Source organism: Streptomyces sp. NBC_00490 (assembly GCF_036013645.1).
Taxonomy (GTDB): Bacteria; Actinomycetota; Actinomycetes; order Streptomycetales; family Streptomycetaceae; genus Streptomyces; species Streptomyces canus_F.
On sequence record NZ_CP107869.1, the window covers coordinates 1,083,046 to 1,101,836 of the forward strand.

An 18,791-nucleotide genomic window follows, 5' to 3' on the forward strand; every position below is an offset into this window, starting at 1 on the left:
CGGACACCTCAGTGACCACAGAAATCACCCCCACCGTCTCCGCGACGATCCCGGCCCCGGCAACCCCCTACCAAGGGGACATCGCCCGGTACTGGAACACCGAGGCACGGCCGGTGAACCTGCGCCTCGGTGACGTGGACGGGCTCTACCACCACCACTACGGCATCGGCGCCGTCGACCATTCCGCGCTCGGCGACCCGGAGCACAGCGCATACGAGAAAAAGCTGATCGCCGAGCTGCACCGGCTCGAGTCCGCCCAGGCCGAGTTCCTCCTGGGCCACCTCGGCCCCATCACGCCCGAGGACACTCTCGTCGATGCCGGCTGCGGGCGTGGCGGATCCATGGTCATGGCCCATCAGCGCTTCGGCTGCAAGGTCGAGGGCGTCACCCTGTCCTCCGCCCAGGCCGACTTCGGCAACGGGCGAGCACAGGAGCTCCGTATCCAGGACCACGTGCGCTCCCGGGTGTGCAACATGCTCGACACCCCCTTCGAGAAGGGCAGTGTCACCGCCTCGTGGAACAACGAGTCGACCATGTACGTCGACCTGCACGACCTGTTCGCCGAGCACTCCCGCTTCCTCAAGGTGGGCGGCCGGTACGTGACCATCACCGGCTGCTGGAATCCCCGCTACGGCCAGCCGTCGAAGTGGGTCTCCCAGATCAACGCCCACTTCGAGTGCAACATCCACTCCCGCCGTGAATACCTGCGGGCCATGGCCGACAACCGCCTCGTGCCGCAGACCGTGATCGACCTGACCCCCGACACGTTGCCGTACTGGGAGTTGCGGGCCACGTCCTCACTGGTCACCGGGATCGAGGAGGCGTTCATCGAGTCGTACCGGGACGGCTCCTTCCAGTACGTGCTGATCGCGGCCGACCGCGTCTGACACACCATCAGACGCTGCACACGGCAGCCAGTAAGCGTGGCGGCCCGCCCTGGGGCCGCCACGTCCGGATCCCCGTGCCCGTACGGGAGAGGGCTTCTGACGGGTGAAGTGGGTGCATCCCGCCTGCAGTTCGGCATGTCGACGTCCAAGGGCCCGGTTGCTAAGTTGATCGCGCCCAGCGAGAACGGCCGAACTAGTAGATATGGTGATGCAATTGAGTGAAACAGGAAAAAGCGGTAGAGGGAGCGGCATGAGCCGTCGCACTCTCCTTCGGACCGGGACCGGAATAGTCGCCGCCGCGAGCGGCGGCTTTTCGTTGTTGACGGCACAGACGGCGCACGCGGTGGTAGACCCTTCGCAGCACTTCGTCTTCGAAGGGGACGGCGACGATCCCGTCGTACGAAAGACCCTCCACCAGCCCTACTGGGCGATGCAGTCCTTCGCCTTCGACCATGTCCACGGGCACATCTACTTCGTGCAGACCAAGCCCGGAAGCAGCACCGGCGACCTCTGGGTGAGCAGGACCGACTTCAGCGGCAACGTACTGGGCTCCATGGCTCTGCACTCGTTCGACCACGGCTCCTCGATCGGCATCCAGCCGGATACGTCCGGCTCTCCCTACATCTGGCTCGCCGGCGACTACCGGAGCCTGAGCTCCGGCACAGCCCCCAACAGCCACACGATCTGCCGCATCAAGTACCAGGACGGCGGGCTGCTCGACTACCACACCAGTGCCGGCATCATGGAATTCAAGATCGGCCTCTCCGATTTCCTGGACTGCCCGCGACCGTCGATCGACCCCTACACGAACATGCTGCTTCTGCGGTACATGGGGACGACAAGTCCGTGGCGCCTCGCGCTGTTCCACCTCTCCGACGTCATGGCGCGAGGCATCAACGACAACACCAAGCCCCAGGCCAAGCGCGCCTTGCCGACCAATGCCCAACTGGGTCTCAGCGAGTCCGACCTCTTCCAGGGCGTGACCTCGTACGGCCAGTACGCTTACCTCTCCTACGGTGGTGCACCCGCGACGCCCTCGGACCCGGCCAGGCCGTCCTATCTGGTCCGTCTCGACATGAACCAGACCGGCGGGCAGTACAACGAGAAGTTCCTGACGACCGCGGGCAGCTCACTGCCCGGGCGCGAACCTCAGGGAATGGCGATCTGGCGGTCCTCCAGCGGCCCGCGCCTCGCGTTCGGGTTCTCCAGCAAGATTGCCGTCAACCCTGACGAGTTCCAGGCGACCGTCTTCTACAAGAGCGACCTCGCCGGGTGAGCAACTCGTGCTGAACACCGGCAGGTTGGTGCCGCGGCAACTGAAGCGCTCCGGGGTGGTCCTGAGCTACCCACCCACCCCTGAGCCGTCCAGTGAGCTACCGTGCGGAACAACTGGCTCCGTCCGAACGTAGTATCTCAAGACCAAGCAGCTCTGCACCTACATGGTCCATCGTCCGCGAGCCATGTACGCAATCCGCCCAGGAACTCGCTTGCCGCAGGTACTTGGGCAGGGAGTTCAAGGAGAGGTCGACAACATGTCCGAGAACACCGCCACGTCCACGGAACTAACGTCCCAGTACACCGCCCAGGTAACCACCGACCTTGAGCGCAACCTCAAAGAGCAAGAGCGCATCCACCAGGAAATCGCCGCCCTGCAGCAGCAGTTGGCCACCTTGCAGCATGACCACTCGGTACTCGTGAACATGCACCAGGCACTCGGCCTCACTGTGCCCACCGCCGAGCCCGTGCCCACCGTCGAGCCCGAGCCCGAGCCCACCGCCGAGGCTGACACCTCCCCCGCACCGGCTCCCGCCAAGAAGGCCGGCACCCGTCGGTCCCGCCAGCCGAAGAAGGCCACCACTTCCAAGGCTCCCAAGACTCCCAAAGCTCCCAAGGCCTCCACGTCGACCGCCGCGAAGTCCGAAGCCAAGTCCGGGGAGCCCACGCTGGTCAGCTTGATCCGCGACCACCTCGCCGCACAGAGCGAACCCCGCTCCACGGCCGAGATCGCCGCCGCGATGGGCCAGACCCACCCTGACCGCGGTATCAAGGCCACCGTGGTGCGGACCACCCTTGAAGGGCTCGTGGCCAAGGGCCTGGTTCAGCGCGTCAAGCAGGGCAGTTCGGTCTACTACACCGCCTCCGACGCGGGACAGCCCGCCGAGGAGCAGGCGTCGACGGACGCGCAGACCGACACCGCCAAGTAACCAGCCCGGACCGCCGGCAGCGTGCGCCCGAGAGGGCGCACGCGCCGACCGTGTGCGCGCCAGGCCGACGCCGTAGTCATGGCCGCGCGAGCCGCCACCCAACAGTCCGTCGGTGAACAGTGCACCGCCATGGGAGCCATGCTTGCCGGACCCGTCCACGACCTTGGCAGCAACGTTCCCACCCCAGGACTGACCGAGCACGCGGGTCCGCTGGATGCCTGCGACAGTGGCGCACCATCGCACCGAGCGGCGCGATGTGAGAAACCCACGCGCCGCCCGGATCACGAGGACAGGTGTGGGTCAGGGGGTCAACTGCCAGCGCGCGATGTACCCGATGTCGATGGACGCCCGGTCCTGCACGCGCAGGGTCCAGGTGCCGTTGAGCGGTTGTGCGGAGGCGTCGACCGTGAAGGTCTGGTCGACGTTGTCGGCGGATCCGCCCGTGCGGTTGAGCAGGGAGTAGACGGTGCCGTTCGGGCCGACGAGGTCGACGGTGAGGTCACCGCGGTAGGTGTGGACGATGTTGACGTAGACCGTGGTGGTCGCGGAGGCGTTGCCGTCGCGGCCCGTGATGGTCACCGGCGACTCGACGGCGGCGCCGTTGTCGGGGATGTCCACGCGGGTGGCGTTGGCGTAGACGTAGGCGATCTGCCAGGTGAAGGTGTCCGAGGCGGTCGCCCCGGTGCTGTCGGTCACGGTGATTGTGACGTCGTTGGTGCCGAGGGTGGTGGGTGTGCCGCTGATCAGGCCGCTCGGGCTGATGCTGAGGCCGTCGGGCAGGCCGGAGGCCTCGTAGGTCAGGGAGGCGCCGGTGTTGGTGGTGTAGGCGTCCAGCTGGAGGCTGACGGTCTGGTTGACGCCACTGATCTGGTCGGCGGTCGGGGCGAGATTGACGCCGAGGGCGATGCGGTTGCCGACGTTCGTCGCGGCCCAGGCGTCGGCGACGGCGAGGTAGGTGGGGCTGTAGGCGCCGAACAGGTCGGCGGTGGCCGACAGGGTGGCGGTGCGGGCGCCGGCGTAGTCGGTCGTCGAGGTCATGTACGTCGTGAGTGCGCGGTACCAGATGGCGGCGGCGTTCTGGACGCCGATGCCGGTGACAGGTTGGCCGTCGTACGTCGGGCTGTCGTAGTCCACGCCGTTGACGGTCTTGGCGCCGCTGCCCTCGGAGAGCAGGTAGAAGAAGTGGTTGGCGGGGCCGGAGGAGTAGTGGACGTCGATGCCGCCCAGGGTGGGACTCCAGTTGTCGCGGGAGTCACCGTCCTTGGAGGGCTTGTCCATGTAGCGCAGCGGGGTGCCGTCACCATTGATGTCGATCTTCTCGCCGACGAGGTAGTCGGCGGGGTCGGCCGGGAGGTTCTCGGAGAACTCGACGGCGGCGGCGAAGATGTCGGAGGTCGCTTCGTTGAGGCCGCCGGACTCGCCCGAGTACACCAGGCCCGCGGTGGCGGCGGTGACCCCGTGGCTCATCTCGTGGGCGGCCACGTCGAGCGCGGTCAGCGGGTGGGTGTTGCCCGAGCCGTCGCCGTACGTCATGCAGAAGCAGGAGTCCTGCCAGAAGGCGTTGACGTAGTTGTTGCCGTAGTGGGCGCGGCTGTAGGCGGCGACACCGTCGTTGCGGATGCCGTTGCGGCCGTGGTTGTCCTTGAAGTAGTCCCAGGTGGCCGCGGCGCCGAAGGCCACGTCGACGCCAGCGGTCTGGCGGTTGGACGGCTGGCCATCGCCCCAGACATCGTTGTCGTCCGTGAACAGGGCGCCGGTGCCCGAGGTGCCCTGGTTGAGGTCGTACGTCTTCTGTCCGGCGCGGTCGGGGTCGACGAGCTGGTACGTCGACCCGGACAGAGTGCTGCCCAGCGGGACTTCGCCGGCGTACTGGCCCGTGCCGGAGCCGGTGTGCACCTGCTCGGCGGCCTGGAGCTGCTTGCCGGTGGCGGCGTCGCTGACGATCTGGAGTTCGCTGGGGGTGCCGTCCTCCTGGACGCCCTCGACGACGGTTTCCCAGGCCAGTACGGGCTTGCCGCTGCCGGCCCAGACCACCAGGCGGGGCGCCTGTTCCGTCTCGGAACCCTTGACGTCGGCGTTCTTCGAGACAGCGAGGGCCTTGGCGGCGGCGCCGGCGGCCGAGATCTTCGGGCTGAGCGAAGGCACCTGGAGGCGGGCCGCGTTCGCCTTGGTGACGGTCGTACGGCCGCTCCTGTCGTGGACGACCAGGTCGCCGCCGAGGACGGGCAGTCCGGCGTAGGTGCGCTCGTAGCGGGTGTGCAGGGTGCCGTCGGCGTCCTTGATGACGTCCTTGACGACGAGCTTCTCCTTGGCGCCGAGGCCGATGTGCCGCGCCGTGCCGGCCGCCGCGGACCGGGCGCTCTTCATCAGGGCGGTGCGGCGGGCGGGTGTCAGAGAAGGCTGGGCGGCGCCGGCCCGGGGGGTGGCGGTGATCTTCGTGGGGCCCGGGTCCGCCGGGGCCGCGACGGCGATGTCGGGGGCGGACAGGGCGAGCAGGGACCCTACGGCCGTGAGGGCGAGGGCGGTGGCGCGTCTGCGCCGGACAAGAGCGCGGTGTCGCAGGGGCAACGAGTTCTCCTTCGAAACGACGGCCGGCCCGGGATCGGGGGCCGCGGACGAGACGGAGCGGCGGGGTACGCCGGTCCGGAGCGCTGCACGGCAGGCGGGTGGAAGGAGGCGGGGGGTGGTTGTTGAGCGGTTGCTCCGCGTGGTGATTCGGTCAAGGAACGGTGAACTTCCGCAGAAGGGTGGCACTGCGTGCACAGTTTTGTCATGGGAATGCCAAAGCAACGGCTGGAATTGACCATGACGATCAGGCAAATCAGCACTGACGGCGACGGTTTTCGGCCTCACCTCGGACACGGGCACGGTGCAGCCGAAGAGGCTCGGGTTCCCGGCGACTATGGACCGCATCGCCCTCTGAGCCCGCAGGCCGGCGCCCGTATCGCGTTGCCGCGATTGACAGATCGTTTGCGCCGTTGGTAGGACCTTGGATCAACGTCGCGTGCGCCCGGCGAAGAGACCGTCGAGGGCATGGAGGCGTCGAAGCCACGGAACTGCCTTGACCACATCACACGGGCGCCTGACAGCCTTCGGCAACCAGTTGATCGAAGTACACCTCTGGCTCCGCGAGGAGCTCGCAGCGCTGCGTCAGGACGTCGACTCCTATCTCTCCGGCGACACCCGAGTCCGCGAGTTGCGGACCCACTGCCTGACCTTCTGCTCGGCACTGGACCGGCACCACAACGGCGAGAACGACTTCGCCTTCACCGAGATCGCCGGGCACTTCCCCGAACTGAGCCCCGTACTCGAGGAGTTGCGGCGCGACCACCGGCTGGTGGACGACTCCCTGCAACGGCTCGAGCGGCTCGTCGGCGCACTGGACCGGGAGTCCGACCCCACCGAATTCCGGCGCGAGTTGGACAGTCTCGCCGCGCTCGTCGAGACGCACTTCACCTATGAGGAGAAGCGGATCGTCTCAGCGCTGAACGCGCTGGAGGTGCCGGGCTGGGACCACACCCGGCCCACGTTCCTCCTCACCGACGAGGAGAGCTGACGAGCCACACGGTTGCTCTCTGACGGCTCGTCACATCCCCGGTCGGACGCAACAGTTCATGTGTCAGGCCTGGCACCGCACCTATCCCTTCGGATATGTCATGTCTCTGCCACAACACCCGCAGTGCCGGAGTGAAAGGAACCACCGTGCACATGCGCCCCCTGCGCGCCCTGTGCGGCACCGCCGCGCTCGCCCTCACCCTGTCCGTGCTGTCCCCTGGTCAGGCCGCGGCAGCCGTCCCCACCGCCTCGGTCTACCTCCAGAACTACGCGACCGGTCTGAACGCGGCCGACAGCGGCGGTACCGTCGTCGCGCACAATCCCAAGGGGACCGAGGACCACCAGCAATGGACCCCGGTCCCGGTCAGCGGCGGCTACCGGCTGCGCAACGCCGACGAGTCCGACAGCTGCCTCGGCCGCAACGGCACCTCAGCGGTGACGACGGCCTGCGGTGCGGACGGCACCACCTGGACGATCACCACGGCCGCGGACAGTACGTACACCGTCTCCGTCCCCGGCACCTCGCAGTACCTCACCACGTCGTCCTCCGACTCGGCCGCCGTACAGCTCGGATCGTCGGGCGACCTGGCCCGCTGGTACCTGACCCCGACCGCCTACGCCACCACGCCGGCGTCGGCTGACACCCGCACCCTGGACCAGGTCACCTTCCTGACCTCGCACAACGCCTTCGCCAACGGCGCCGACGGCAACTTCGCCTCGTTCCCGGTCAACCTGTTCCCCAACCAGAGCTACGGCATCAGTCGGCAACTGAACGACGGCGTACGCGGCTTCATGCTGGACGCCTACACCGTCTCGGGTCAGGCCGTGCTGTGCCACAACAGTTGCGACGGCGTCAGCAGCCCCGTACCACTCGCCACCGATCTCAAGCGCATGGTCGACTTCCTCAAGGCGAACCCGGGCCAGGTCGTCACCGTGTTCCTGGAGGACTACGCCTCCTCCGACGTACTGAAGTCCTCGCTCGCCTCCGTCAACGGGCTGTACGACGTGCTGTACCGGCCCGACCAGGAGGGCGTGGCCACCAAGGGCTGGCCCACCATGGCCGATCTGGCCGCCCGCGGCAAGCAGTTGCTGATCTTCAGCGACCGCACCCGCGCGAGCGACAGCGCGAACGGCTGGTCCACCCGGGACACCTTCGGAGTGATGTACCAGCGTGAATGGACCGTGGAGAACTACTGGTCCATGGGCGGCGGGATCGGCACCTCCGACTGGTCCTGCTACAGCCGCTGGGGTACCGGCAGACCACTGACCACCGACTCGTCCGCCTTCCATCCCCTGTTTGTCATGAACCACTTCCGCGACTACACCATCGCCGCCACCGCCACGACCGACAACGGCAAGCTCCTCAACCGCGCCCAGAACTTCTGCACACCCGCCGCCCGCAAGAAGCCCACCTACCTGGCCGTGGACCGCTACGAGCTGGGCTCCCCCACTCCGCTCAGCACGGTCGGCACCCTCAACACCTACATCCTCACACCAGGCCAGTGACCGACTCCCGCCCCGCCGAGCGCGGGGCGGGACGTCCCATGTTTCCCCCCGTGCACACCAATTGACGGGTCATCGTGCGCATGACAGGCTCCTGATGGGAGCGCTCCCAATCCCCGCAAACACCCCCATCAGGAGCCGCTCATGCATGTCTTCACCTCGTTACGTCACCACAGCAGGCCCCTCGCGGTCGCCCTGCTGACGAGCTCACTCGTCCTGGGTAGCCTGCTGACCGCCCCCACCGCCGCCGCGGCGACCAACGCCGTGCGCGTCAACCAGGTCGGCTACCTGCCCGACGGCCCCAAGCGCGCCACTGTCGTGACGACGTCCACGCAGTCGCTCACCTGGCAGCTGCGCAACGCCTCCGGAACCGTGGTCTCGTCCGGTTCCACGACTCCGCGCGGCGCCGACGCGCCCTCCGGCCAGTCCGTCGAGGTGGCCGACTTCTCCTCGTACCAGGGCACGGGCTCGGGCTACGTCCTGACGGTGGACGGCAGCAACAGCGACCCGTTCGACATCCGCGCGAACCTCTACGACGGGCTGCGCTCCGACGCGATGGCGTTCTTCTACCACCAGCGCAGCGGCATCGCCATCGACGCCTCTCTGGCGGGCTCCGCCTATGCCCACCCGGCCGGACACCTCGGCGTCGCACCCAACAAGGGCGACACCTCCGTCCCCTGCCAGTCCGGGGTCTGCGACTACACCCAGGACGTCAGAGGCGGCTGGTACGACGCCGGCGATCACGGCAAGTACGTGGTCAACGGCGGCATTTCCGCCTGGCTGGTCGTCAACTCCTTCGAGCGGGCCAAGCGTGCGGGCAAGGACGCCGCCCTGGGCGACTCGACGCTGCGCGTGCCCGAGCGCGGCAACGGCACCCCGGACGTCCTGGACGAGGCACGCTGGGAGCTGGACTTCCTGATGCGGATGCAGGTACCCGTGGGCAAGCCGTACGCGGGCATGGCCTTCCACAAGATCCACGACGCCAACTGGACCGCCATCCCGACCCGCCCGGAGCAGGACGCCCAACAGCGCGAGCTGCACCGCCCGTCCACCGCGGCGACCCTCAACCTCGCGGCGAGCGCCGCCCAGTGCGCCCGGGTCTTCCGCCCGTACGACGCGGCCTACGCCGACCGCTGTCTGGCGGCCGCCCGCCGGGCCTGGACGGCGGCCCAGGCCAACCCCGCGATGTACGCGCCGGATTCCGACAGCACCGGCGGCGGGGCCTACGGCGACGCCCGGGTCACGGACGAGTTCTACTGGGCGGCCGCCGAGCTGTACGCGACGACCGGCGAGAGCGCCTACCGGGACGCCGTGACGTCCTCGTCCTGGCACACCTCCGCCGACGCCTTCACTTCGTACGGCTTCGGCTGGGCCGACACGGCGGCCCTGGGCCGGCTCACCCTGGCCACGGTCCCCAACGGACTGCCCGCCTCCGACCTGGCGCGCATCCGCACCTCGGTGACGTCGGCCGCCGACGGGCATCTGTCCAGGATGGCCGCGCAAGGCTACGCCGTGCCCGTCCCGGCGGACGGATATTTCTGGGGCTCCAACGGCGAGGTCGCCGGCAACGCGATCGTCATGGCCGTCGCCGGGGAGCTGACCGGCAACGGGCGCTACCGCGCCGGCGCGTTGGAGGCGATGGACTACCTGCTCGGCCGTAACGCCATCGGCCAGTCCTATGTCACCGGCTACGGCGAGAAGGACTCCCGCAACCAGCACCACCGCTTCTGGGCGCACCAGTCGGACGCCTCGCTGCCCAACCCTCCGGCGGGTTCACTCGCGGGTGGTCCCAACGACGACCTCCAGGACCCGGTGGCGCAGGAGAAGCTGGCCGGTTGCGCGCCCGCCGCTTGCTATGTCGACGACATCGGCTCGTACTCCACCAATGAAGTGGCCGTCAACTGGAACGCTCCGCTGGCCTGGCTCGCCGCCTACGCCGCCGAGCGGACGTCCACCGGCGGTGAGCAGCCTGCCGCGGCCTGCGCGGTGACGTACAAGGTGGAGAACGCCTGGAGCGACGGCTTCACGGCGACCGTGACCGTCAAGAACTCGGGCCAATCCGCCGTCGACGGATGGCAGTTGACCTGGAGCTACCCGGGCAGCCAGCGTGTGACCAGCGCCTGGAACGCGACCGTCACCCAGAGCGGGACCGCCGTCGTGGCCCGCAACGTCGACTGGAACCGAGCGATCGCACCGGGCGCGACAGCGAGTTTCGGTGTCCAAGGATCCCTCAGCGGGACGAACCCCTCCCCCGCCGCCTTCGCCCTGAACGCGAGCCCCTGCGACTGACCGCGGCTGACCGGCGGGGTGCGGGACCCGGCCCCGCCTACAGCACAAGCCGGCGGCACAGCGCCAAGCCCGAAGGCCAACGGCGGCTGTGCCGCGACCGGTTGTGCTCAGTAGGGAAGGATGCGCCCCGAGGGCGTCCGGCGGTCGATCTCGATGTTCCGCGGCGCACTGGGCCGACGGCTGACACGGACGCGAACCCGGGCCTGACGATTCATGACACCTCCGTGTGCTGCGCGTCCGCTGCGGAATCTGGCCCGCACCGGCTGCCTTCACCCACGCCGACGCGCTGGTGAAGGACATCGTGCCCAGCGGGCGGGCGATCATGCGGGCGGGATGGAATCACGGCAGGCGCAAGACTTCTGCCGGCCCAGGGGGTACCGACGCCCCCCGGGGCGCCACCTGGAACAACTCACGGAGGACAGGAAGCCCGCTAGTCGAATTCGAGTGTTGATAGCTTCGCACCCGTGATCGTGTATCCGTTGTGGCATGTGGGCCACCAGAACGAAGCCGGCGCCGACGGCTCGACAGTGCACGTCGATGAAAACGGCGTGTTCTGCGACGAGTCGGACGGCGACGACCTCAAGCTGCTCGGTTTCTACTCAACCCTTGAACGGGTTGAAGAGCGTGTGCGTCAGGCGCGACTGCTGCCGGGGTTCCGTGATGAACCGGAGTGCTTCTACTTCGACGCCTATGAGCTCGATGAGGACTGCTGGACCGAGGGCTTCGTCCGCGTTCCGCCGGGCGAGTAGGCCTGAGGGCGTAGCGCCGAGATCACCGTCGTGCCCGGCGGCGCGTGTGTGACCCCAGGAGGTCGACGATGAGGTCGGGCCGTCCTACGAACGGGGAGTGGCCCGTCTGCCACTCGTGCACCTCGGTGCAGCGAGCGGCCATCTTGCGTTGCAGGTCCGGGTCGATGGCCCGGTCCTGCGCGCAGACGACGTAAGTGGAGGCAGTGTGCTTCCAGCTCTGGTGCGCGGGGATTCCGCGCCCGCAGCCGGGGGCTTGCGCACGCAGCAGACCGACCGCCCAGGCGGCGAGAGGTTCGGGGCAGTCGCCGTAGAGGGTGTCGACGGCACGGTCGGGGTCCAGGCTGGTCGAGCCGTCGGGCTCAGGGTTGATCGCGTCCTGGAGCTGCGGGGACGCCCCGCCCAGACCGGCCGCACTCTCACCGGTGTCCAGGACGAAGGCCGCCAGATAGATCAAGTGTCCCGCTCCGCGCACTCCGGTGATCACTGATCCGCCGTAGGAGTGGCCGAGCACGATCGGAGGCTCGTGCAACGAGTCGATGACCGCCTGGACCGCTGCTGTGTCAGCGCGCAACGAGCCCCGGTGGAGCTCGGGAACGACGACGTCGGTTCCCGAGCTCCGCAGGCGTTCTGCGACCAGGGCGAAGTGCTCGGGGCGGTGGTACAGGCCGTGAACGAGCACCACGGCGGCCAATTCGCCCGCCTCCTCAGGTCGGTGTCAGGACGGTGATCCTAGCTCCGGACCATGGCCGGTCATCGCGGGCCTAGGCGCGTTTGTGGAGTTCGATGGCGAGGGGTGTGGCCGTGAACATGGAGGAGTAGGTGCCCACGGCGACGCCGATGAGCAGGGCGAGGGCGAAGTCGGTGAGGGAGTCGCCGCCGAGAACGGCCAGGGCGGTCAGGATGAAGGCGGCGCCCATCCCGGTGTTGATCGTGCGCGGCAGGGTCTGCACCAGGGCGCGATCGGCGACCGCCGCGAAGGGCGCCTTGCGGTCACGTCGGCGCAGGTCCCTGATGCGGTCGAAGACGACGACGGAGTCGTTGACCGAGTATCCGATCACGGTGAGCAGCGCGGCGAGGAAGACACCGTCGACGGGTTTTCCGAGCCAGGCGAAGACGCCGGTGAGGATGACGACGTCGTGGGCGAGGGCGGCGACCGCGGAGGCGCCGAACAGCCAGCGGAAACGAGCCGCGAGGTACAGGAGTTGGGCGCCGAGGGCGACGGCGAGAGCGATGAGGGCGCCTTGGCGCAGTTCTTTGCCGAGGCTGGGGCCGATGGCCTCGTCGCGGAGTGTGTCGGCGTCGGTCAGGGTGCCGATGGTCTCGGTGACGGTGGCCGCTTGGGCGTTCGTCAACTGGTCGGTGCGGACGGTGAGTCGGTGGTCGCCCGAGCTCTGGACGACGGCGCGGGGGAACCCGGCGTCGGCGAGTGCGTCGCGGGCGCGGTCCGGGTCGACGGGGGTGGCGGTGGTGTACTCGATGAGGCGGCCTCCGGTGAATTCGACTCCGAAGTCCAGTCCCCGCACGGCGATCCCGGAGCCGGCCAGGACCAGGGCCGCGGCGGAGGCGGCCAGCCACCGGCGCGGGTGGCGCATCAGCTGGGGGGCGGTGCGCGTGAGGCGGTCACGGACGGTCCCGGGGTGGGCGATGCCCGTCAGATGGGGGCGGCGTCGGAGCCAGGGCCGGGAGGCGGTGTGGTCGGCGAGGGCGCGAGTGATCACCAGGGCGCTGAACATGGAGACGAGGACGCCGATGCCCAGGGTGACGCCGAAGCCGCGTACGGGTCCGGAAGCGAGGAAGAACAGCAGGCCCGCGGCGATCAGGGTGGTGATGTTGGAGTCGGCGATCGCGCTGAAGGCGCCCCGGAAACCGGCGGTCAGCGCGGAGCGCGGGCTGGGTCGGTTGTGGGAGGCGTACTCTTCGCGGGCGCGTTCGAAGACGAGGACGTTGGCATCGACGGCCATGCCGATGGCCAGGACGAACCCCGCGAGGCCCGGAAGGGTGAGGGTGGCTCCGAGGGCTGCCAGGGCGGCGTAGGAGATCAGGCCGTAGCAGGCCAGCGCCACGGTGGCCAGGGCTCCCATGAGCCGGTAGACCGCGGTGATGAACAGGGCGGTCAGCGCGGTGCCGACGGCGGCGGCCCAGGCGCTGGCGGTGATGGCCTGCGCGCCCAGGGTGGGGCCGACGGTGCGCTGCTCGACCGTCTCGACGGGTACGGGCAGAGCTCCGCCGCTGATGAGCAGGGCCAGTGCCTTGGCCTCGTCGGCGCTGAAGGATCCGGTGATCTGGGTGGAGCCGCCGCGGATGCCCGAGCCGCAGCCGACCGAGGGTTCCACCTGCGGCGAAGAAATGATCTTGTCGTCCAGGACGATGGCGACCCTTCGGGACGGATCCCCCGCGGGGTGGCAGGCGGCCTGGCCGGTCAGGCGGGCCCATCCGTCATCGCCGGACCCCTGGAAGTCGACGGTGACCTGCCAGCCGGCGCCGCCCTGCTGATCGAAGCGGGCAGCGGCTTCTTCGACGTCCTTGCCGGTCATGGCGGCGGCCTCGAGGCGCAGGAGGCGGCCGGACTCGTCGGGCAGCACCTGCCGGCGGTGCCGCTCGGGCTGCGGCTGGTCCTTGTCGCCGGCGTCGGCGGCCGCGCCGAGGACTTGGTGGAAGGTGAGCTGAGCGGTCCGGCCGAGCACGTCCGCGGCCGTGGCCGGGTCCTGTACGCCGGGCAGTTCGACGATGATCCGGTTGTCGCCGGAACGCGCGAGTGTGGGTTCGGCGACGCCGAGCGCGTCGATACGCCCGCGCAGCACCTCCAGGGTGCGGTCGGTGGCCTCGCTGTCGGCGTCAGCGGCGGCGGGCGGGCGGGTTTCCAGGACGATCTGCGTACCTCCGCGCAGATCGAGTCCGAGGTGGACGGGCACGGTGAGAGCGACGAACAGCGACAGGGCGACAGCGGCGAGGGCGAGCAGCCCTCGTATGCGCAGGGCGCGGGTCAACAGGGGCCTCCGGCAGGCACACCGCGGCCAGGGAAACGGCCGCGGTCAACGGAACAGGGAAGGGATTCAGGTGCCTGGGAGTGGAGGTGGTGCCCGGTCCTGATGCCGGTCCAGCAGGTGCGGGTGGCAGGGCAGGCGTACCGCTTGTGTGTCGCCACAGGCGGACCACGGCGGGTCGCAGGGCCGGCTGTGGTCGGCCAGGACGGCGGTGAGGGGCGCTGCCGGCGGGTCAGCGGGGATGTCGCGAGCGTTGCGGACCGGGGTGGTGCAGACGGCGGAGTGGCCGTCATCCACCTTCGGGCCGCCCGCCTGCACGGCCCCAGCGACCGGCCCGGCACTGTTCGGCGCGTGCGGGTACGGGCTGCCGTACGACAGCGGGTGGAGCCAGGCGGTGAGCACGACGAGCAGGACAGCGATGATGACCGATGCCGGTCCCAGTCCGCCCGTGCGGGGGACGGTGCGCGAGGCGCGTGCCATGCGCCGTCCCCTTTCGTGGTGTCGGTGGTGGCTGGTCCAGCGGCCGTCCGGGATCAGGGCTCGACGAGGCCCGCGCGGATGGCGTAGCGGGTGAGCTCCAGTCTGTCGCGCATGCCGAGCTTGTGCAGCAGGTTCGCCCGATGCCGGTGGACGGTCTTGATGCTGATGAAGAGCATCTCGGCGATCTCCTTGGAGGAGTAGCCCTCGGCGACGACCTTGAGCACCTCCTCTTCCCGGGGGGTGAGGATCTGCTCGGGGGGTTCGTCGCCGTGGCGGACGCGGTCGAGGTAGGTGCGGATGAGGGCGCTGACCGCGCCCGGGTAGAGGAAGGGCTCGTCGCGCAGGGCGGCCCGGCAGGCGGCGACCAGGTCGCGGTCGGCCACCGACTTCAGTACGTATCCGCTGGCGCCGGCCTTGAGGGCCTGGAAGAAGTACTGCTCGTTGTCGTGCATGGTCAGCATCAGCACGCGCAGGTCCGGCTTGAGCGCGAGCAGTTCGCGGGTGGCCTGCAGACCGGTCATCCGGGGCATGGCGATGTCGAGGACGGCCAGGTCGACGTCGTGGGTGCGGGCCAGGGCGATGGCCTCGGCGCCGTCTCCGGCCTCGACGGCGACCTGCAGGTCGGGCTCCCGGTCGAGGATGAGCCGCACTCCGCGCCGCACCAGTGCGTGGTCGTCGGCGAGGAGGATACGGATCGCGGGTATGTCGGTCGTGGTCATGACTGCTTCCTCGAAACGGGCGTGGTCAGCCGCACCTGCGTACCGGCCTGCGGCCGGGAGGTGACGTCCAGGGTGGCCCCGATGAGCAGGGCGCGCTCACGCATCCCCCGCAATCCCGCGCCCTCGCGCGCCATGCCGGTACCGCGGCCGTCGTCCGTGACGGCGAGCACCACGGTTCCCTCGCTGTGGCGCAGGCTCACCTCGACGCGGTCGGCCTCGGCGTGGCGGGCCGCGTTGGTCAGGGCCTCCTGGGCGACGCGGTACAGCACCAGTTCGGTCTCCTGATCCAGTACGGGCAGGCCGGCATCGAAACGGCGCACCACCCGCAGCCCCGTGTGGGTGGCGAACTCGGTGGTCAGCGAGGTGAGCGCGCTGACCAGTCCCAGGTCCTCCAGAACACCCGGCCGCAGTCGGCGCACCAGGCGGCGCACCTCGTCCAGGCTCTCCCGGGTGATCTCCTGCGCCTGCCGCAACTCACCGCGCAAGGGCCCTTCGGCCTCGTCCGCGGCCCGCTTCAGCCCCAGCAGGATCGCCGTCATGCTCTGGCCGACCTCGTCGTGGAGCTCCTGGGCGATGCGACGTCGCTCGGCCTCCTGCGCGAGCAACGCGCGGGCACTGCTGGCGGCCCGTTCGAGTTCCAGCCGCTCCAGCATGGCGTTGAAGGTACGGATCAGCTCGGCGATCCCACCTCGGCCGCGTTCCGGCAGCCGTTGCCCCGGGCGCAGCAGGTCGACGGTGGTCATCAGCCTGGTGAGCCGGTCCAGGGGGGCCAGTCCGATCCGCAGCAGGGCCGCGTTGGCGATCAGCATGACCATCAGGCCGGCCACCAGGATGACCGCTTCGGTCAGCAGGACCGGAACGGAAACGGTCACCGGAGCCCACAGCAGCAATGCGGTCGCGGCCCCCAGTACCACGGCATTGAAGGCGAAGATCCGCCAGAACAGCGACACCGCGATGACGCCTTCCTCTCCGTGACACGGCTCGGTCTCTCGTATCGGTCGCCGCTATCCGGCACGCGTTGCAGGCATTGCTCTGGACCGTCCTGCCGCCAGCTTGCCCAGACTCGGCCGTCTCGTCGATGGGCTCCGATACCCATTTCTGATTCCCGCTCCGACCGCACCGTCGTCGGCCCGTCCGACACAGATGGGTATCGCGCCCGATGGGTTTCGGGCGGTGCGTCGGCCACGGTGAAGGCGTGGCCCCACCCCGTGACCGCCGGGCCACCCAGGAACCGGGCCTGCCCGTCGGCGGGCCCGGTTCCGTACGCCACCCCTCACGTCGAAGGAAGGACCTGACATGTCTCTCGACACACGCCGGACCGAACCCTGGCTCGAGCGTCTGACCGCACACGAGGCACGCCAGCGCCTCGAGCACGAGCGCGGCACCCGGCTGACACAGCTGCGGGCCATCGACGAGACCGGCCAGGCCGCGACGGAACCGTTGCTGTCGGCGCAGAAGGACACCATCAAGCGCGTGCTCAAGGAGATCGAGGCCGCCTTCACCCGCCTCCAGGACGGCAGTTACGGCATCTGCCAGAGGTGCTCCACGGCCATACCGGTCGAGCGCCTGGAAATCCTGCCCTACACGCGGCACTGCGTCCCCTGCCAGCGCGAGGCCGCCTGATCACCGCCCGTCCAGCCCGCTCTCCCACCCGACCCAAGGGGTGAAGTGGTGAACCGACAGATGACCGCCGACCGCGAGACGACCCTGCCGCCCGCCGACCTGATCGCACTGCGAGACCACCTGCTGGAGCAGCGCCTGTTCCGCGAGGCCCAGCTCCAGCAGCTCGCCGGTGCCACGGCGCCGGGCTCCGACGCGGGACTCGGCCGACAGACCGCCTCCCACCGCGAGGTCCACATCAAGCTCGCCGATGCCGCCCGCATGGTCCTCGCCGACGTGGAAGCAGCCCTGACACGTATGGATCAAGGCACTTACGGTGCCTGCCACCTGTGCCGCAAGCCCATCGACCCCGCACGTCTGGCGATCGTGCCGCAAGCCCGCTACTGCGCCCGCTGCCAACACGTCAGGGAGGCCGGACTGTGACGCCCACAGCCCTGCCCCGTGGCGTGACCGCCCCGAACCGGACCTGGCCGTTGTACCGCGCCTGCTCCGGCATCGCCCTCGACCTCGGCAGCGCCCGCACCCGCGCCTGGGTGTCCGTGCGCGGCACCATCCTCGACGTACCCACGGTGGCGTTTCCCGGCGACGGTGACGTCCACCCCATTCAGCGCGGCACCATCGTCGACACCCCGGCAACGGCTCGGATGCTCGACCGGTTGCTGCGCCACCGCCTGCCCCGCTTCGGCCGTCGTCTGATCGTCCTGACCACACCCGTCCTGGGCGGGGTCGCCTTCCGTACCGAAGCCCGCAGCGCGCTGGAAACGCTGGGGCCGCACACCGTGCTGACCGTCCCGTCCGCCCGGGCCGTGGCCACGGCTGCCGGTGCCGATCCGACCCGGCCTCTGCTCGTCGTGGACATCGGCGCCCACGTCACCGAGGCGGTCCTGCTGGTCGACGGCAGCGTGACCGACGCCCGCCGCACCCTGCTCGGCACCAGCGACCTCGACAGCCGGACCCCTGCCACGCGGATCGCGGACGCGGTCACGGAAATGGTGACTCTGATGGTGGAACAGGACCGCACCGCGCAGACGCTCGACGCCCTGCGGCGAGGTGTGCTTCTGGCAGGCGGAGGCGCACTGCGCGCCGACATCACCCACGGCCTCTCCACACGGCTGCGCCACCCGGTCCAGCCCGTACCCGCCCCGCACACCGCCGCCGTCCGCGGTGCCGCCGCACTCCTGGATTCCGCTCGTATCCACCCCTCGACCGGGGCGTGCGGCCCGCCATCACCACGTCGTCCGCACTGATCGACGGGCCGTCAGCACTCGTCGAGGTCAGTCGCCGGCGCGCGGGTCGTCGGGCTCTGCCGGGAGGGGCACTTGTCCGACGGTGACACGACGGTAGGCGGCCCGGGCATGGACGATCCGGGCCAGCACCGTGCCGACGAGAGCTGCCGCGCACAGACTGGCGAGCCAGAAGGTGTCCCGGGGCGCGGCCCAGGTGAGGGTGCCCACGGGTGGGATCGCGAAGCCGTTGAGGAACAGCCAGCACAGCACCGCCGTGCCCGGGGCGGCGGTGAAGCGGGCGCACAGTCCCAGTCCGACGGCCAGCAACGACAGCCCGGCCAGGGCGACACCGGGGCGGTCCGTGCCCACGAAGACGTTGTGCAGCGCCACCAGAACCAGGGCACCGCCAAAGGCCGTGGCCCACACCAGCGGGGTGGCGACCGGTCGGGGGACGGGTCGTACCCCGGCGTTGAGGGACACCCACTCGATCATGCTGACGCTTCCCCTTCCGGTCCTCCCCCGCGCCCGCGGGACGCCGACCGCTCCGGCCGTACGGACCCCTGGGCGCAGATTGT

At 69.5% G+C, this 18,791-nt stretch carries 17 protein-coding genes; 10 read left to right on the forward strand and 7 right to left on the reverse strand.

The genetic code is table 11. The annotated features are described in order from the left end of the window. The first annotated feature begins 11 nt into the window (after positions 1 to 11). The 3 genes from OG381_RS04770 to OG381_RS04780 all read left to right on the forward strand — a co-directional run bounded on the left by OG381_RS04770 (position 12) and on the right by OG381_RS04780 (position 3,091). Positions 12 to 887 (forward strand): geranyl diphosphate 2-C-methyltransferase, encoded by an 876-nt coding sequence (locus OG381_RS04770; RefSeq protein ID WP_327714833.1) that lies wholly within the window; start codon positions 12 to 14, stop codon positions 885 to 887. 250 nt (positions 888 to 1,137) lie between these two features. Beyond that, positions 1,138 to 2,163 carry a phage baseplate protein gene (locus OG381_RS04775; RefSeq protein ID WP_327714834.1) on the forward strand — a complete coding sequence of 342 codons (1,026 nt, stop codon included), beginning with the start codon at positions 1,138 to 1,140 and terminating at the stop codon, positions 2,161 to 2,163. A gap of 256 nt (positions 2,164 to 2,419) precedes the next feature. Then, complete coding sequence (locus OG381_RS04780; RefSeq protein ID WP_327714835.1) at positions 2,420 to 3,091, forward strand: BlaI/MecI/CopY family transcriptional regulator; 672 nt, start codon at positions 2,420 to 2,422, stop codon at positions 3,089 to 3,091. A 300-nt stretch (positions 3,092 to 3,391) separates the two neighbouring features. On the opposite strand, the gene OG381_RS04785 is transcribed toward OG381_RS04780, so the two are convergent. After that, entirely contained in the window at positions 3,392 to 5,659 is a 2,268-nt protein-coding gene (locus tag OG381_RS04785; protein WP_327714836.1) for a M4 family metallopeptidase, read from the reverse strand. 493 nt (positions 5,660 to 6,152) lie between these two features. On the opposite strand from OG381_RS04785, the gene OG381_RS04790 reads away from it, so the two are divergent. The 4 genes from OG381_RS04790 (at position 6,153) to OG381_RS04805 (ending at position 11,187) form a co-directional block, all read left to right on the forward strand. Then, entirely contained in the window at positions 6,153 to 6,647 is a 495-nt protein-coding gene (locus OG381_RS04790; RefSeq protein ID WP_327714837.1) for a hemerythrin domain-containing protein, read from the forward strand. A 152-nt stretch (positions 6,648 to 6,799) separates the two neighbouring features. Then, positions 6,800 to 8,152: an RICIN domain-containing protein gene (locus tag OG381_RS04795; protein WP_327722382.1), complete on the forward strand. Its 1,353-nt coding sequence runs from the start codon at positions 6,800 to 6,802 to the stop codon at positions 8,150 to 8,152. A gap of 141 nt (positions 8,153 to 8,293) precedes the next feature. Next, a complete protein-coding gene (locus OG381_RS04800; protein WP_327714838.1) occupies positions 8,294 to 10,438 on the forward strand; it encodes a glycoside hydrolase family 9 protein in 2,145 nt (714 codons plus the stop codon). A 464-nt stretch (positions 10,439 to 10,902) separates the two neighbouring features. After that, the gene (locus tag OG381_RS04805; protein WP_327714839.1) at positions 10,903 to 11,187 is read left to right on the forward strand and encodes a hypothetical protein; all 285 of its coding nucleotides are present in this window, start codon (positions 10,903 to 10,905) and stop codon (positions 11,185 to 11,187) included. 22 nt (positions 11,188 to 11,209) lie between these two features. Here OG381_RS04805 and OG381_RS04810 read toward each other — a convergent pair whose 3' ends face one another. From OG381_RS04810 to OG381_RS04830, 5 genes are all read right to left on the reverse strand, one after another. Then, entirely contained in the window at positions 11,210 to 11,878 is a 669-nt protein-coding gene (locus OG381_RS04810) for an alpha/beta hydrolase (RefSeq protein ID WP_327714840.1), read from the reverse strand. Between the two features lie 70 nt (positions 11,879 to 11,948). Beyond that, positions 11,949 to 14,174, reverse strand: coding sequence for a protein translocase subunit SecD (gene secD / locus OG381_RS04815; protein WP_327714841.1), 2,226 nt, complete (start codon positions 14,172 to 14,174; stop codon positions 11,949 to 11,951). Between the two features lie 66 nt (positions 14,175 to 14,240). After that, positions 14,241 to 14,651, reverse strand: a complete 411-nt coding sequence (locus OG381_RS04820) for a hypothetical protein (protein ID WP_327714842.1) — start codon at positions 14,649 to 14,651, stop codon at positions 14,241 to 14,243. A 53-nt stretch (positions 14,652 to 14,704) separates the two neighbouring features. After that, positions 14,705 to 15,370 (reverse strand): response regulator transcription factor, encoded by a 666-nt coding sequence (locus OG381_RS04825; RefSeq protein WP_327714843.1) that lies wholly within the window; start codon positions 15,368 to 15,370, stop codon positions 14,705 to 14,707. Further along, entirely contained in the window at positions 15,367 to 16,320 is a 954-nt protein-coding gene (locus OG381_RS04830) for a HAMP domain-containing sensor histidine kinase (RefSeq protein WP_327714844.1), read from the reverse strand. The genes OG381_RS04825 and OG381_RS04830 overlap by 4 nt, the downstream gene beginning before the upstream one ends. A gap of 346 nt (positions 16,321 to 16,666) precedes the next feature. Between OG381_RS04830 and OG381_RS04835 the strand changes: the two genes are divergently transcribed. From OG381_RS04835 to OG381_RS04845, 3 genes are read left to right on the forward strand one after another with little or no spacing between them, the layout of a single operon-like run. After that, positions 16,667 to 16,993, forward strand: a complete 327-nt coding sequence (locus tag OG381_RS04835; RefSeq protein ID WP_327714845.1) for a TraR/DksA C4-type zinc finger protein — start codon at positions 16,667 to 16,669, stop codon at positions 16,991 to 16,993. A 45-nt stretch (positions 16,994 to 17,038) separates the two neighbouring features. After that, positions 17,039 to 17,413, forward strand: a complete 375-nt coding sequence (locus OG381_RS04840; protein WP_327714846.1) for a TraR/DksA family transcriptional regulator — start codon at positions 17,039 to 17,041, stop codon at positions 17,411 to 17,413. Continuing rightward, the gene (locus tag OG381_RS04845; RefSeq protein WP_327714847.1) at positions 17,410 to 18,237 is read left to right on the forward strand and encodes a hypothetical protein; all 828 of its coding nucleotides are present in this window, start codon (positions 17,410 to 17,412) and stop codon (positions 18,235 to 18,237) included. Before OG381_RS04840 ends, OG381_RS04845 begins: the two co-directional genes overlap by 4 nt. A 27-nt stretch (positions 18,238 to 18,264) precedes the next feature. Here OG381_RS04845 and OG381_RS04850 read toward each other — a convergent pair whose 3' ends face one another. After that, the gene (locus OG381_RS04850) at positions 18,265 to 18,708 is read right to left on the reverse strand and encodes a hypothetical protein (RefSeq protein WP_327714848.1); all 444 of its coding nucleotides are present in this window, start codon (positions 18,706 to 18,708) and stop codon (positions 18,265 to 18,267) included. Positions 18,709 to 18,791 lie beyond the last annotated feature (83 nt).

What these genes read in the sequence shown, in the direction of transcription:
- OG381_RS04775 (WP_327714834.1), top strand. Translation starts at nt 1,138, where the DNA reads ATGAGCCGTCGCACTCTCCTTCGGACCGGGACCGGAATAGTCGCCGCC.
- OG381_RS04780 (WP_327714835.1), top strand. Translation starts at nt 2,420, where the DNA reads ATGTCCGAGAACACCGCCACGTCCACGGAACTAACGTCCCAGTACACC.
- OG381_RS04795 (WP_327722382.1), top strand. Translation starts at nt 6,800, where the DNA reads ATGCGCCCCCTGCGCGCCCTGTGCGGCACCGCCGCGCTCGCCCTCACC.
- OG381_RS04800 (WP_327714838.1), top strand. Translation starts at nt 8,294, where the DNA reads ATGCATGTCTTCACCTCGTTACGTCACCACAGCAGGCCCCTCGCGGTC.
- OG381_RS04820 (WP_327714842.1), bottom strand. Translation starts at nt 14,651, where the DNA reads ATGGCACGCGCCTCGCGCACCGTCCCCCGCACGGGCGGACTGGGACCG.
- OG381_RS04825 (WP_327714843.1), bottom strand. Translation starts at nt 15,370, where the DNA reads ATGACCACGACCGACATACCCGCGATCCGTATCCTCCTCGCCGACGAC.
- OG381_RS04835 (WP_327714845.1), top strand. Translation starts at nt 16,667, where the DNA reads ATGTCTCTCGACACACGCCGGACCGAACCCTGGCTCGAGCGTCTGACC.
- OG381_RS04850 (WP_327714848.1), bottom strand. Translation starts at nt 18,708, where the DNA reads ATGATCGAGTGGGTGTCCCTCAACGCCGGGGTACGACCCGTCCCCCGA.